The sequence below is a fragment of the Candidatus Yanofskybacteria bacterium genome, from assembly GCA_003514055.1.
Taxonomy (GTDB): Bacteria; Patescibacteriota; Minisyncoccia; order 2-02-FULL-40-12; family GWA2-44-9; genus UBA12115.
Genome location: DOSG01000008.1, coordinates 65,775 through 79,688 on the forward strand (window position 1 = coordinate 65,775; position 13,914 = coordinate 79,688).

Annotated in this window: 15 protein-coding genes and 1 pseudogene; 4 read left to right on the plus strand and 12 right to left on the minus strand. The window is 41.0% G+C overall.

The window, feature by feature from the left end:
• The first annotated feature begins 631 nt into the window (after window positions 1-631).
• Both DEG18_02575 and DEG18_02580 read left to right on the plus strand, forming a co-directional pair.
• A pseudogene (locus tag DEG18_02575) lies at window positions 632-850 on the plus strand (hypothetical protein).
• Between the two features lie 216 nt (window positions 851-1,066).
• Complete coding sequence (locus DEG18_02580) at window positions 1,067-1,276, plus strand: hypothetical protein (protein ID HBX58470.1); 210 nt, start codon at window positions 1,067-1,069, stop codon at window positions 1,274-1,276.
• Window positions 1,277-1,340: 64 nt separating this feature from the next.
• Here the strand turns inward: DEG18_02580 and DEG18_02585 are convergent, their stop codons facing one another.
• Window positions 1,341-1,730: a hypothetical protein gene (locus DEG18_02585; protein ID HBX58471.1), complete on the minus strand. Its 390-nt coding sequence runs from the start codon at window positions 1,728-1,730 to the stop codon at window positions 1,341-1,343.
• Between the two features lie 37 nt (window positions 1,731-1,767).
• Window positions 1,768-2,778 carry a dihydrouridine synthase gene (locus tag DEG18_02590; GenBank protein HBX58472.1) on the minus strand — a complete coding sequence of 337 codons (1,011 nt, stop codon included), beginning with the start codon at window positions 2,776-2,778 and terminating at the stop codon, window positions 1,768-1,770.
• A 379-nt stretch (window positions 2,779-3,157) separates the two neighbouring features.
• On the opposite strand from DEG18_02590, the gene DEG18_02595 reads away from it, so the two are divergent.
• Complete coding sequence (locus DEG18_02595) at window positions 3,158-3,424, plus strand: hypothetical protein (GenBank protein ID HBX58473.1); 267 nt, start codon at window positions 3,158-3,160, stop codon at window positions 3,422-3,424.
• A 43-nt stretch (window positions 3,425-3,467) separates the two neighbouring features.
• Here the strand turns inward: DEG18_02595 and DEG18_02600 are convergent, their stop codons facing one another.
• The 7 genes from DEG18_02600 to DEG18_02630 all read right to left on the minus strand — a co-directional run bounded on the left by DEG18_02600 (window position 3,468) and on the right by DEG18_02630 (window position 8,357).
• Window positions 3,468-3,818, minus strand: a complete 351-nt coding sequence (locus DEG18_02600; GenBank protein HBX58474.1) for a hypothetical protein — start codon at window positions 3,816-3,818, stop codon at window positions 3,468-3,470.
• A gap of 110 nt (window positions 3,819-3,928) precedes the next feature.
• The gene (locus tag DEG18_02605) at window positions 3,929-5,629 is read right to left on the minus strand and encodes an alanine--tRNA ligase (protein ID HBX58475.1); all 1,701 of its coding nucleotides are present in this window, start codon (window positions 5,627-5,629) and stop codon (window positions 3,929-3,931) included.
• A gap of 54 nt (window positions 5,630-5,683) precedes the next feature.
• The gene (locus DEG18_02610; protein ID HBX58476.1) at window positions 5,684-6,970 is read right to left on the minus strand and encodes a hypothetical protein; all 1,287 of its coding nucleotides are present in this window, start codon (window positions 6,968-6,970) and stop codon (window positions 5,684-5,686) included.
• A gap of 64 nt (window positions 6,971-7,034) precedes the next feature.
• Entirely contained in the window at window positions 7,035-7,379 is a 345-nt protein-coding gene (locus DEG18_02615; GenBank protein ID HBX58477.1) for a hypothetical protein, read from the minus strand.
• A gap of 48 nt (window positions 7,380-7,427) precedes the next feature.
• Window positions 7,428-7,763 carry a hypothetical protein gene (locus tag DEG18_02620; protein ID HBX58478.1) on the minus strand — a complete coding sequence of 112 codons (336 nt, stop codon included), beginning with the start codon at window positions 7,761-7,763 and terminating at the stop codon, window positions 7,428-7,430.
• An 89-nt stretch (window positions 7,764-7,852) separates the two neighbouring features.
• Window positions 7,853-8,119, minus strand: coding sequence for a hypothetical protein (locus DEG18_02625; GenBank protein HBX58479.1), 267 nt, complete (start codon window positions 8,117-8,119; stop codon window positions 7,853-7,855).
• Between the two features lie 7 nt (window positions 8,120-8,126).
• Complete coding sequence (locus tag DEG18_02630) at window positions 8,127-8,357, minus strand: hypothetical protein (protein ID HBX58480.1); 231 nt, start codon at window positions 8,355-8,357, stop codon at window positions 8,127-8,129.
• Between the two features lie 174 nt (window positions 8,358-8,531).
• Between DEG18_02630 and DEG18_02635 the strand changes: the two genes are divergently transcribed.
• On the plus strand, window positions 8,532-9,014 hold the full coding sequence (locus DEG18_02635) for a hypothetical protein (protein ID HBX58481.1): 483 nt from the start codon (window positions 8,532-8,534) through the stop codon (window positions 9,012-9,014).
• A 62-nt stretch (window positions 9,015-9,076) separates the two neighbouring features.
• Here the strand turns inward: DEG18_02635 and DEG18_02640 are convergent, their stop codons facing one another.
• The 3 genes from DEG18_02640 to DEG18_02650 form a co-directional block, all read right to left on the minus strand.
• Entirely contained in the window at window positions 9,077-12,103 is a 3,027-nt protein-coding gene (locus DEG18_02640) for a hypothetical protein (GenBank protein HBX58482.1), read from the minus strand.
• Window positions 12,104-12,136: 33 nt separating this feature from the next.
• A complete protein-coding gene (locus DEG18_02645; GenBank protein HBX58483.1) occupies window positions 12,137-13,120 on the minus strand; it encodes a hypothetical protein in 984 nt (327 codons plus the stop codon).
• Between the two features lie 123 nt (window positions 13,121-13,243).
• Window positions 13,244-13,873 (minus strand): hypothetical protein, encoded by a 630-nt coding sequence (locus DEG18_02650; GenBank protein ID HBX58484.1) that lies wholly within the window; start codon window positions 13,871-13,873, stop codon window positions 13,244-13,246.
• Window positions 13,874-13,914 lie beyond the last annotated feature (41 nt).

Sequence of the window (13,914 nt, forward strand, 5' to 3'; positions counted from 1 at the left end):
TTGAGTGACGGCCAAATCATTATATACCACAATCTTGCCTCTAGCTTTTTGGGCTACATCTTTTTCTCCAGTAGCGGGAAAAGACTTTGAGGCACTCTTCTCAATATTAAATAATTGCCCAGGTATTTTGTTGGAGTTCGGATCAACAGATGAATATTTATCAGAAGCTGAAATTTTCAACTCTAATTTTAGTGGATCTTTGGCTGGTACGATCTTAATATTGGCGGCACCGCTAACAATATATATAGTCACTAAAAGCACTCCCACCGCAAAAACACCAATGCCCACTATTGCTTTTGACATTCTTTTACCAGAAGGGTTCCTGTGTTTTGTGTACGAGCCAGCAGACTTATTACTAGATCTAAAAATCCCAGACCAGCTAAATTTTGATTCGGGCTTTCTCTTATCCCAAAGGTGCTCGCTTTCCCAAACTTCCGTTATCTCGTCCACGTTACCGCCTTTCTTACTATCCGATTCTTTTCTTACCTCAAGCTTTATCGGCTTATAACTGCCACTTTTTATCTTTAAATTTTTTATATCTGTATCGGATTGAGATATTATGTCATCCAGATTCTTTCTAGCCATAGCTGTGACGACTTTATAATCATGGTCACTTCCAGAAAAAGATATTTCTTCGGCCTCTTCATCATCGTCAGTCTTTAGATCTTTATCGTCGAATTCCTCTTCCAACTCTTCAAGGTCTTCCTCTTCTTCAATTTCTTCTTCGACTTCCTTCTCTAGATCATCCTCTTCCAGCGCATCTTCTTCGATGTCAAGCTTTTTGCCTTTTTTCACGCCTTTATCTTCTTCGACATCTACCAAATCTTCGTCTAAGTCTTCATCTTCTTCGTGTAACCCACGATCACCTAAATTCTCAGAAACGAAATCTTCGTCATGATATACTTCGGGATTTTCTGGATCATCATCATTAATAGAGCTATCATCAACCTGATTGACGGCTAGAATCGCCGACGGTTTTTTTGACCCAGATACCGGTGACAGCAAGATATCGAATTTGTAGCTCTTAGCCATCTCATTCATTTCTGGATTTGAGCTTAATAAAGATATGGATTTACCATTCTCGTTAGCTTCTTGGCTCAAGGTAGCAAAATTCTCTGGCCTACTGAAGGCTTTGGCCTTTTTTGGAACTATAAAAATAACTTCCTTGGCGGAAGCTTGCTTAAACAAATTTAATATTTCCTCGAACTTATCATCTTTGAGTACGTTTATAATCTTTGTCGATGACATATTAACTGAATTATACCACAAAATCTGAGAATCAAGGCCAGGATAGTTGATATTTTATCAAAAGAAAAAGACGCTTTCGCGTCTATGTGTGGCTATGTCAATCCATTGTCTGAGGCTCCAGCTAGGCAGTCTATCATGCCCATCATAAAATCTGTCCTCTCACTATTCGTTTCATAAGTAGCCAATATCGTAGATATTGCACTCGAACCAATAGTGTTAATGACGCAAGCACAGTATGCTCCGGCATAATAAGGCTTCCTGTCCATAACTAACTTTCTAAGTTTTGCCATAGAATCTGCGACCCATGCTTTTTGCTCAAGAACGATGGCTTTCTGGGTGGCTAATTCTGCTTCATGTCTGCGTACGACTTCTTCAGCTATTCTTAGGTTCTCCAAGGCGGATTTAACCACCACAGACTCTCCTTGGATATCATCCAAAATTGAGATAGCAAGCCCTTCTCTTAGCGTTTTGCTTTCAGGCATGGATACTCCATTCAATGAGCTACCGATATAATACAGCTTATTTCGTTCGTGTCAATATTGTAAAGGCTTCGGTCGCAGACTTAGTAATCATAAGCTCCATACGTAATTCTTTCGCGCCCTCCCAGCCCGAAATATACATTTTAAAGAATTTTTTCATGTTATCGTAATTTCTCTCTTTACCCCAAAACTTCTCATGCAGCTTCAAATGATATAGTGCCAATTTAATTCTCTTGTTTCGTTCAGAAGAGAAGGGCGCCTTTTCGTCCGACAATGCCGGATCAAAGATGCCCTTCGGAAAATTGCCTTCACTAAACACCCACGGATTCTGGAAAATTCCTCGCCCGATCATAATTCCATCTACGCCATATCTCTTGGCTTTATCCATCCCTTCTCCCACACTCAGAACATCACCGTTGCCAATTGCTACAATTCCCGCTTTTTTTATTAACTTAGTCGCTTTGGCAATTTCGTCCCAATGCGCTGGCACCATCGACAATTCCTTGCTTGTCCGGCCATGCACCGTAATTGCATCAGGCTTAGCCCTTATTATCTCCGATATCCAATTTTTAGTATCGATTTTATTAAATCCGATTCGAGTCTTAACCGAAACTGGTATCCGGCTACTGCCGGAGCCAGCTCCACGCTTAGTCGCGATTATAATCTCTTTGGCCAATTCAGAATTTGAAATCAGCTTAGCACCTGCGCCCTGCTTCGCCACCTTCTTAACTGGACAGCCCATATTAATATCAATACCATCAAAACCAAGCTTAACTGCCAGCTGAGCACATTTATAAAAATTTTCTGGTTTAGTCCCAAAGAACTGAACCACGATTGGCTTTTCTTTCTTTGAGAATTTCAAATGCCTAATGAGCTTTTTATAACCCTTATTCGAAGACAGGCCATCAACCGAGACAAACTCTGTCCAAAGAACATCCGGCTTGCCACATTTTAAAATCACCTGCCTAAAAACAGGGTCGGTCACATCGGCCATCGGCGCCAATGCAAAAAATGGCTTCTTCTTTTTCACTAATTTCTGCCAGAAGTTCATGTTGACAGATTATACCATCTGTTTTAATATTTGCCCAGCTACTTGAAGGGAAATCTAGATGTCATGTAACGTACTTCATAAGATGCAGGTAAAAACAGCCCTCATCGTTTCTTACTCGTTAATGATCATCATGTGTCTTGGACTGTCTAGCCTTCTCGTTTGGCAAGTATGCCAAACCGAACTTCCGATTTCCACAAGTATAGGTTTCTCAATTTTTGCCCTGTTATTCCTGGGTCTTAGCATCTTAAGCGCCACGTTTATGACTAAGATAATTCGAACGAAATCTATCGATACCGCCTAACGGCGGTCTTTTCTTACGCCTTGACGGTCTATGTCAAAGCCTATACAATCCGATCAGCTGTTTTACTCGGAGGCGGACATGCGTTTTGTAGGTCTTAATCTCATGTTGTTCTGGTCTACTGTTCTGATAGTTCTAGCATATCCAGTATTTGGCCTATTCGGCTCTATTGGATGGTCCTTGGTATGGTTATTGATGATGTTGTTGTTCGGCAAGCTCACTTCTATCTCGAGCATAAAAGGTAGTGTCGCAATGTTTGGAATCGCTTGGCTGACTATCGTAATGTTCATTTATAAGCCAGAATATGCGAAGAATTTTGAAGAGTTTTTCAATAAATTATTTCCATAGGGCCTAGGCCCTTTTTTTGTTACAAAAAAAGACGCAAATGCGTCTATGGAAACATGAATTTCGAGAAGTCGAACAGAAAAGTTCTCAATCGCTGACCCCAAGTAGTATCCACCCATATCCAAGCGATACATAAGGCTAGCCAAATAGTGCCGAAAAAATAACTAAGGATAGCTGTGCGTTTATTTACTTTAGCCCAGAATTCGTCTGCGTTAATCGTCTCATCTCTTCCTTTTATGGCTAGGATCCCGACGGTACCGGTCATCATAAGATAAACAAATGAAACCACAAATGACGCCATTGAGAAATCTAACAACGTCCTTGGCCACGAATAGAGCAACATCATCGTGGCCAAAATAACCATCAGTATGGGCAGATAGAGCCTAAGTCTCGACATGTTTTTGGCCTCTCAAGAAACTACCAAGACAATAGCACATTTACCTAGATCGTCAAATAAAAAGAGCGGGCGCACCCGATGCGCCCGCGAGGACATGAAACAACTGCGAGTTATTGTAATACGATCCTAATACGTCTGATACCAGCCGAAACGGCCTCCTCTTTTGCGATTTTAATGTGGCCTATCTCGCCGGTGCGTCTAACATGCGGACCACCGCAAACTTCTTTCGAAAAATAATCACCAGGATCGCCAATCGTATAGACTGTCACCATCTCTGGATATTTAAGCTTAAAAAATGCTAACGCCCCAGAATCAATCGCATCCTGATATCTCATATCTTCAAAAGATACAGCCAGGTCATCGGATATAGCTTGATTAATTGTGTCCTCGACTTGCCTTATCTCTTCGGATGTCATCTTACGATCAAAACTAAAATCAAACCTCAACCTTTCGGCATTAATATCAGAGCCAGATTGATGGACATCATTGCCCAAGACTTTTCTCAAGGCAGATTGGAGTAAATGCGTGGTAGTATGATATTTGATTTTGATAACTAATTCCTCCTCGTTAGCGGCGGTTAAGTCACCCTTGGCAATGCCGTGGCCACCAAACTTTTTCTCCGCACCCGCCCGCGATAGTTCCTGATGCTTTTTAAATTCTTCGTCAAAGTTATCGCGATTCAAGCTCTTGGCCTTATCGCCACCAACTTCTTTGATAATTTCGTAGGGTAACCCAAAACTTTCATAAAGATGAAAGGCATTAACCGCATTCAAGTCATCAATCTTATCGAGCTCTCTCATGCCTCGCTCTAAAGTGTTATCGAACTTATCTTTCTCCGTCGAAAATTCACTGATGATCAAGTTAATATCCAATTCCGGATAATAACCGTCGTATATTTCCTGAACCATTCTAAATAAATTCGAAATTATCTGCTTCTCAATCTTAAACTGAAAAGCATAAACGATTAGACGGCGCATTATTCTTCTTAATACATATCCGGCTTCTTTATTGGAAGGCCTGAAGCCATCTGACAACATAAACGCTACGGCACGAGCATGATCAGTAACGATTCTTTTCTTTCTTTCTTCCATACTAGGAATCAATTCCATGATCGGCCGGAGTAAATCAGTATCAAATATAGTCGAGACGCCTTGGCTTACCATAACGAGCCTTTCTAGGCCCATACCCGTATCGATACCCGGCGTTTTGAGCGACTCTAGCTTCTTGTCCGCGTACTGATAATATTGATTGAAAACGATATTCCAGACTTCTAGCCCGTTTACATATATTTCCGTGGTTGGGCCACAAGGCCCTTCGGCGCCAGTCGGTCCCCAGAAATTATCTTTCCTGCCAAATCTCTTAACCACAATGTTTGGATCTAGTTCTTTCCAATATTTTTCAGATTCGTCATCAGCCGGTACGCCATCACTACCTTCAAATACAGAGACATAATCGATCTTTAGTCCCATTTCCTTAACGATAAAGTCGTAGCCATATTGAATGGCTTCTTTTTTAAAATATCCGCCAAATGAAAAGTTTCCCAGCATCTCAAAAAATGTCAGATGAGATTCATCGCCGACTTCATCGATGTCTGAAGTACGTACACATTTTTGAATAGTAACCGTATTTAAAGAACCAAAATCTTTGGTTGCATCGGCCTGACCAGTATAATAATATTTAAATTGCTGCATGCCAGCCGTAGTAAACAACACCGACGGATCAGTTGGCATAAGTGAGGCCGAGGGCACAAGTTTGTGTCCCCTCTCTTGGAAAAATTTTATAAACTTGTCTCTTATTTCTTTGTGAGTCATGTCTACATTAATTTATCAGTATTAGCCAACCTTAGCAATAAATATGCTCGGGCGTTATCTCAAGGAGAACTTCTCAAATATGATATTTGAACCTCTTAATCCGGCCGCCTTGAGTCCCGATACTAATGACTCAATCATTGGTATCGGGCCGCAGATATAAACCGTCCTTTCTTTATAGTCTTGAACTAATGCCTTGATTTTCTCAGGATCAAGTTGCCCCATCTTTTGTGATAAAAATTTAATTAGTCTCAGATTCTTGTATTCTGCAGCCAATAGATCAACCTCTTTCTCTAATACGATATTGCCTTCCTGGCGATTGCTATATATCAAGGCCACGTCCATATTATCTTTGATCATCTCTTCGGCCACGGCCTTAACCGGAGTAATGCCAACTCCACCAGCAATTAAAAGAATCTTGCGATTTCCAGCTCTAGCAGTCGTAAAAACACCATTTGGACCATCAATAATGACTTTAGTACCAACTTTTAGCTCTCTAATTTTATTTGAATAATCACCTAGATTTTTAACGGTTATTCTTAAAAATTTGTCATTATGAATACTCGAAAACGAATACGGATGAGCTTCATACCAGAACCCTTCCTGAAGAAATCTGAATATCGCAAACTGTCCACCTTTAAACTCAAATCGCTTGAGATCTTTGCCTTGAATATATATGGAATGGGACTCCTCGGTATCTTTTTCTACTTTTTGGATTTCAAAACTATGTCTCCAAAAATAATAAATTGGCCTAGCGAATCTATACAAAATCAAATTACCAAAGGCAAATACATATAACACCCACCAAAAAACTACGAATAAACCGTTATCCCTAAAATCTCCGCCGAGTTCTAATTGATGCCCAAAAGCGAGGAGGATAGCTACGTAGAGTAGTAAATGCAGATAATACCAGATCTCATATTTTAATTTTTCTAACAATATTGGGATTAATATTCCAACAGCAATGATTATAATAGCCGCTATCGTTCCATTTAAAACGTCATCGCCGCCATTCAATCTAATGAAAGTTGCTACAAATCCAGAATCTCCAGACTTAGCTACGGTCAGCAAGATTGGGTGGGCTAAGAGCATGACAAGAGTCCCAACTCCATTCCAATGATGGAAGCGAGCTAGTTTATCCATGCCAAAGATCTTTTCCAGCCAACCAGTTCGGCCAATAAGTACCAGTTGCAACAACAACGAATAGACTAGGACTAAACCAGCCAGCCGGCCCATGGCGAGAGAAATATTGGAATCCATTAAAATCCAAGAATTCAGTGACCAGAAATAAACTATCAGAACTAAGCCAATTAGTAGCAGCAGATAAGAAAATGTTTTATTCATTGCTTCTTGATTATGATGATAATTTATCAGTTATCACTGTTTTTTACAATAAAAAAAGCGACACCTATGGTGTCGCGGATTCAGTAATATCTCCTTCGGATATATCTTGCTCAGGGCTAACCACCGATTGGCCGACTCTCCCCGCCTTTATCTTCATCAGAAAATCAATGCGTTCAGTACGCCAAGTATCGGGAAAATGCTTTCTTTCCAAAAACAAAACGTACGCCGTCAAAGAATTCTTCTTATCGGTCAGAAGTTGAACTTCCCTGGACAATCGTTCGTTGTCCTTAATTATACGCCTGAACTCCCTATAATTTATCCAGAACTTTTTCATCTCTCGAAGCCTCCTCCGAATAAATAAAAAAGCTCCAAACAGAACTGTTTCAGTTACCACAGTAACCTCCCACATGAAAGAACCGAAGTGCTTGGTTTATTTTACACGTACAATTAGATTGTGTCAACAAACAAGCCTTGAGAACCCCCACAAATGCCACATTACTACAATTAATGAGATGGCGGTTAATGCCAGAAAAGCCAACCTAGCATGTCTTGACTCTCCTTTAGTAGGTAATCTCTCTTCGGCCACGCCATATATGAATAAGGCGCCGATGAGAGCAACAAGTTTTAGTAATATCATCGCCGGCAAGACGCCAATCTTTTGCATTAACAGCTTCAGAAAAGGATTCAATTCTGGGATGCCTATGCTTAAATAGAAAAACGTCCAGGCGAAATCGGCTATATTGGCTAGAATGAACAAGATTAAGACTAGCCTTAATTTCATCCAAACCTCCATTGTCAAAGATTGTGTAATAATATTAATCATATCGAATCAAGTCAAATAGACGCCGCTTGCTAGAGAAACAAAAACGGGTAGCTTATCAGCTACCCGTGAATCTCTAGCCATAACTTTATTCCGCCAATCACGACCGCACAAGAGAAGTATATAATCCCAAAGGCAAGTAGCTCTGAGTTAGTCAGATAAGCCAACTCAGAAAAGGTTATCGCCAGACAGATCATGAGTATGCCCAGAATAAAGATAGGTCCCTGTCTACCCGCCTTTACTAGTTCATAAATCAAGACTATTGGCGATAGTAGGATTGAGAATACGTTCCACAGCCAACCAGTCAAAAAGAAAGCCACATTCGTCATACGTGCCCTATTCTTCTGAGTTATCGTCAGAGGAATATTCTTCGGCAAGTCCATTCTGTATTGCGATTATCAAATTGGTCTTACCCATTTGCTCACAGTACTGCTGCGGAGTCAGGCCCCCGAGCAAATCGCTTGGTTCAACCCAAAACTCCCACATATCTCTGGCGGCGATCGAACCAGCCAGAGCGATACGAATTACTTCCGGTATCGCCGAATTCAGTGGCATGATTTTTGCCATACATACTCCATGTTTGAGAACTGCCAACATTATACAATCGTGCCATTTTTTGTCAAAGACTACGCTTGACAGTCGCTGGTTGGACATGCTATAATATATGAATAAGTCTGGTTCGTTCACAACCCAAGAAGGCAGCTATGCCACGAGCTTATGCTCAAAAATAGCAGAGGAAAAATGAAAACTCTTCTGGCGATCATCTTCACGCTCCTCTTCATCGCCTGGGGCGTCGCAATGACCTTCAACTCGATCATGTTCAATCGAGGGTGTGGAGGCTACCTCAAACGGGCCGCCGACGCCAACACGACCAAGCTGGCGACCGAGAACCTCGAGATCGCGGTCAAGTACGCCAAGGACAATGGGCTGACCTCCGGCTACACGTCGATCGTGTATCGGACTCCAGACGAAGACGTGGGCTTCTGGTACGACAACCTCAAGGAGTCACTGAAAGAGCTCCAGTCGACCAGCCCTGACGCCTCACGACTCGAGAAGACGAACGCTCTCATGAAGCTCAGAGAGACCCTTCTGGATTCCGGTCAGAGCACCAGCGTCACGGCTCCTGCCGGCATTAGCCGATACCCCCACAACGGCTTCTTGGCTCTGTGGGGATGGCTCTCGTTCATTCTGGCGATCATCTTCTGGCTCGGGGCTACCGTGTAGTAGCTACTCGATCACCCTCCCTGGCGAAGCAAGCAGACAGCTGCTCTTCGCCAGGGCTTTTTTTATTCCATCATTTTACGTAGCGCACAATATTCGCAGTCTTTTTCTTTGCATCCCTTATCCCAAAAATCCAGATTCATTATTTCTTGAGATGTTTTAATGACTAATTCTTTAAGTTCTACGACCTCATCGGACGTGACATAGAAACTTTCTTTCTTATATCTCCCCTTCTCGTCCGGCTCTATGAAATCAATGTCACCCGATATCATTTTAAATTTCTTGCCTTCAGCATAATTATTCAATAACAAATTGTAGAATACCAGCTGTCTTTTTATATCACCATTAGATGTTTGAGTAGTACCCTCAATTTCGCCACGAGTTTTCTGCCTACCAGTTTTATAATCAACCACGTTCACCTCTCCCGAGTCATTCAGTATCTCAATTTTATCTATCTTACCAGTAATCCTAACGTCCGCGGCAACGACTATCCCTGGTATGTTGAATTCATTCAAAAGATTAGCCCTCCAGTGACCAACGTAATTATCGTAATAACCAGAAAGCGATTTCTCTCCTTTCTGAAGCACTTCTTCAAAATCACTCTCCTTAAGGGGTTCTCTCTGTAAATATGTGACAAACTTACTCAATAGCATCTCTTTATTAGCTTCGCCTTCCTTGATTTTATCGAAGAAATCTTTGAGCGCACCGTGAATAGCTGTGCCATACATTTGATGCTTATCTTTGGCTTTTGGTATGCGTAACAGATTAGTATAGAAATACTGCCACGGACATCTTAGATAGTTGTTTAAGCCCGTAACTGATAACCCATTCTTAGTGAATAAGTCTTTTATGAATTCTTTGTCTTTTATACTTGTTCCAGATTTCACTTTTGGCGTAAACATAATTGTTCTGTCTCTTTCAAATCCATCTTCATACTCATCGGCAACGACGGTTTCTATGAGATCGGATTTAATCTCCTGGATAAATTGAGATGGTATCTGCTGCTTACCGGAAAGTGCTTCCTGGGCATATGTAATTGTCACCAATTTCTTAGCTCGAGTTATGGCCACATAAAATAATCTCCTCTCGTCATCATTTCCATCATCATCTGCAAGATCCTTATCCTTACAAAGGGCGCCCCTGAGGGGCGCCCTTTGTAACCCAAGAGAATAGACCGAGGCAGGCAAAGACAACAGGTTAGTTCGCCTCTTATTACCCCAGTGGCCGTCAAAAGCATTCACTATATATACATATTCGAACTCCTGTCCTTTCGATCTGTGGGCGGTCATGAGTCTTATATTCTTTGTGCCCGATTGGCCTAAACTCTTTTTAATAAGTAGATTATGTATCTGAAGGGTGTCTATATATTTTATAAAATCGCGTAGATCGTAATCTTTGTGTTTCTCCAACAATGACTTGATCTCGTTGAATAATCCATCCAATTTTTGCATCTTCTCAGCTACGTCCTTTTCTTTCATTATGTGAGCTAGAAAGCCAGACTCGTTTATCATCAACTCGAAGAATTCCGATAAGCCCTGGTTTTTCTGAATCGTAGCCCACCCCGCTACTTTTTTATAGAAATCATGAATTTTATCGGCTGATTCGAGATCAATACGCTCAAGATTCTTCTTATGTTTTACAATATCGTGTACGGGAATCTTTTCTTTGTTTGAATAGTTTATGATTTTGTATACGTCCAGCGGATCAATACCTAGAAAATCAATATGCATAGATTCGAGTATCCTAGCCTGAGATCCGAAATTATCCACCAGGCGCATTATCAGCATAAGCTTCTTAATATCGGGATCAGACAAAATATCCTGATCAGATTCTATAGCAAAAGGCACGTCAACTCTTTCAAGCATATCCGCAAAAGTAAAAACATCTTTATTGTCACGATACAGGATGGCAATCTCGGACGGCACAACGCCCTTAGAAATTAAATTCTTTATGCTTTTAGCCACGAAATACGCCTCAACTTTTGGCTTTGAAAAGGATAAAAGCCTTATCTTTTCCTCTTCGTATCTCATATTAGCTTGTAGTTGCTTATCTCCGGCCAAGATACTATGGGCCGAATCTAGAATATTTTGAGTTGAGCGATAATTATCTTCCAAGACAATTAGTCTTGCCTTAGGATACAAATTCTTGAAATATAGAAAATTCTCTATAGATGCACCCTGGAATCTGAATATGGCCTGTTTCTCGTCGCCAACCACGAATATGTTTGGATTAGGATGGAAATTACAGAGTAGCTCCAGAACCTTATTCTGGGCATTATTTGTATCCTGGTGTTCGTCTACTAGCATGTACTGGTGTTGCTCCTGCAATATCAATAAAAGATTCTGATTCTGACTGAGTTCTCGCAGAACCTCCATAATCATATCGCTATAGTCATACATCTTATTCTCAGCCAACTGCTTCTGATAAAATCCGTAGACCACGGCCAACTCCTTATTTTTTCGAATCTGCTTTTCAATTTTCTGATATTCACCCTTCATCTTACCCTTGTGTGCACCTTTCTCATGATAAAGATCGTCAATCGATGTAAAGTCTTTCTCCTCTTTCTCTACTAGCAGCTTAAATCCTTCCGGGCTAAGACCTTCGCGCTTAAGATCGTTTAAAGATTTCAAAATTTCTCGCGTGTAATAAAGCGGATCACCGAATGGCTTGAGATCCTTAAGAGGTAGGCCATCGATGGCTTTTTCGATGATATTTATCTGATCAACTTCAGTAATATTCTGCGACCCAATGATTGCCGGAAATTCTTCGGGGTAATTTTTAATCACGTCATTGCAAAAACCATGAAAAGTACTTATCACCACCGAATATCCTGGAGTGCCAATAATCTCGACTAATCGTCTGCGCATTGAAGATACGCCAGATTCTGTGAATGTAAGCGCTAAAATATTTTCCGGTTCAGTATCGGTCTTCTTTAGTATATTAGCGATGCGCAAAGTCAAAATCTGGGTCTTGCCAGTTCCGGGTCCAGCCACCACCATCACAGGCCCATCAACCGCATCCACGGCCTCCTTCTGAGCCTTATTGAGTTTTTTATATAGCTCCTCGAACTTCGCCATGATTAGATTATACATTTTTTAAACAGATCCCCGTTATATATGGACTTGCTATTCGGTCATATTAATAGACGTATCCACTCCGAATTGTTTAAAACTACCTTCCCCAAATGTTCTTTCAATTATTCTTGCTATTCTCAATAATCGGCCCGTCATTACAGCTTCTGCAAATAATTTAAACACATCTTCCTCTGAAGAGAATTCATCTGAATTTTTTACATAAATTTCTCTAACCAGACTACCTAGTTCTTTTCTCTCCTCGCTGTAGGCGTAGCCTTCTCTTAGCTTGATAGATGGGCCATCTTTTGTTTTGAAATCTCTGACCACGGCCAAGTCGTCTGCCGCAATCTCACGATTCCCATCTTCTGCAGATTTTTTGGCAATTTCTGATCTTTTTAATTCCCTTTCTTCGTATTCTTTTTTAGTAAGAGCCAGTCTACCGAAGTATCTTTTATCAAATCTTTTCATCAATTCCTCCGTTATCGCTTCGTTTAAATTATGAAAAAATATTTTATTCTTTTTCTCAGAAAAAATTTCGAAACCAATTCTTCTAGGCCCGAGAATTACCAATTCTCCTCCGTCGTCTTCGTCTTTCTCGAAGCGAAATTTTTTCCCTCTGCTTGCATTCTGGATAGATTGGAAGGAATTAAAATGTAATAGCTCATGCACCACGCGTATCGCGGCTTTGAGATCGCTGTAACTTGAATCTACGAAGATAAAAATGGCCTGAGACTCAGGGCTGTAGAGTCCATTAAATTCTTGGGTCTTGTCGCTGGCACTTTTAGGAAGATTGTGCCTATCAATCACATGGATATTCTTGGCAGGCACATCGATAGGCTCTCCTCCATATTCGGAGACAAATTCTCTTAGAAAAGAATTAATCTGTCCCAGAGCTTCGATCCATTCGGGACTTTTAGCTACTTCATAAGACTTAGTTACGTTGCTATTTAATATATCACCGTACAAGTCCTGAAAAACTTCAGCGTCAGTCCTTAGTACTTTAGATATCCCGGATTTTCTTTCAAATTTATTCATGTCTCTAGCTTAGAATAATTGAAATTTATGAACAAGGGCACTTAGAAGTAAAAACCTGCTTAAAAAATAGTGTCTGGAAATGACGACCTATAAAAATCAAAAGCCGCCTGCAAGGCGGCTAGGCTAGCCTTTACGCCACTCCCAACACAAGAATCGGCTTTTACGCATGCCAACTGGATAGGGATAATATGAGAACTCCACGATCAGTGGTCTAATCCAGTGGAATCTCGTCAATTCGAAAGCGCGGTTTCTCAAAATCTCAGGCACCCATTCTGGCCACGGCTGCTGCAACCTTCTTTGGGCCGTCTTGAGAGTATCGATATCTCCATGCTCTATGTCTCTACCATAGCCAGATCCAGTCAAATATTCTAACTGCATCTCCACATGCTGGAATGCCTGAGAGATCCTTATCGTCCCCTGATAAATATTATCGGCTCGCGGCAACGTTTCATTGAATAAAGAAAAATAATTAGGGTTAGTTTCTTTAACGAAGCCGACTATCGCATCCCAATCTTTCTGCTCTGGCTTAAATGGTCCGCGACCCTTATCATCTGCTCTAAATGTTCGACAGGAGATTAATCCACCACGCTCATCGAAAAACTTTCTCAATTGATCGAAATCAATCCCTCCTGGAGGAAAAGCGATGTAATTCGGGATATTCTGACCAAACTCAAAAAGCTGCCACATACGATGATGCTTGAGAGGATATTCCAATTCTTGTCCAACCGAGACAATGTTAGATAGAGCCGCCATAAGTCATCCTTTCAATGAGCACGAAGATAAATTATCACTAT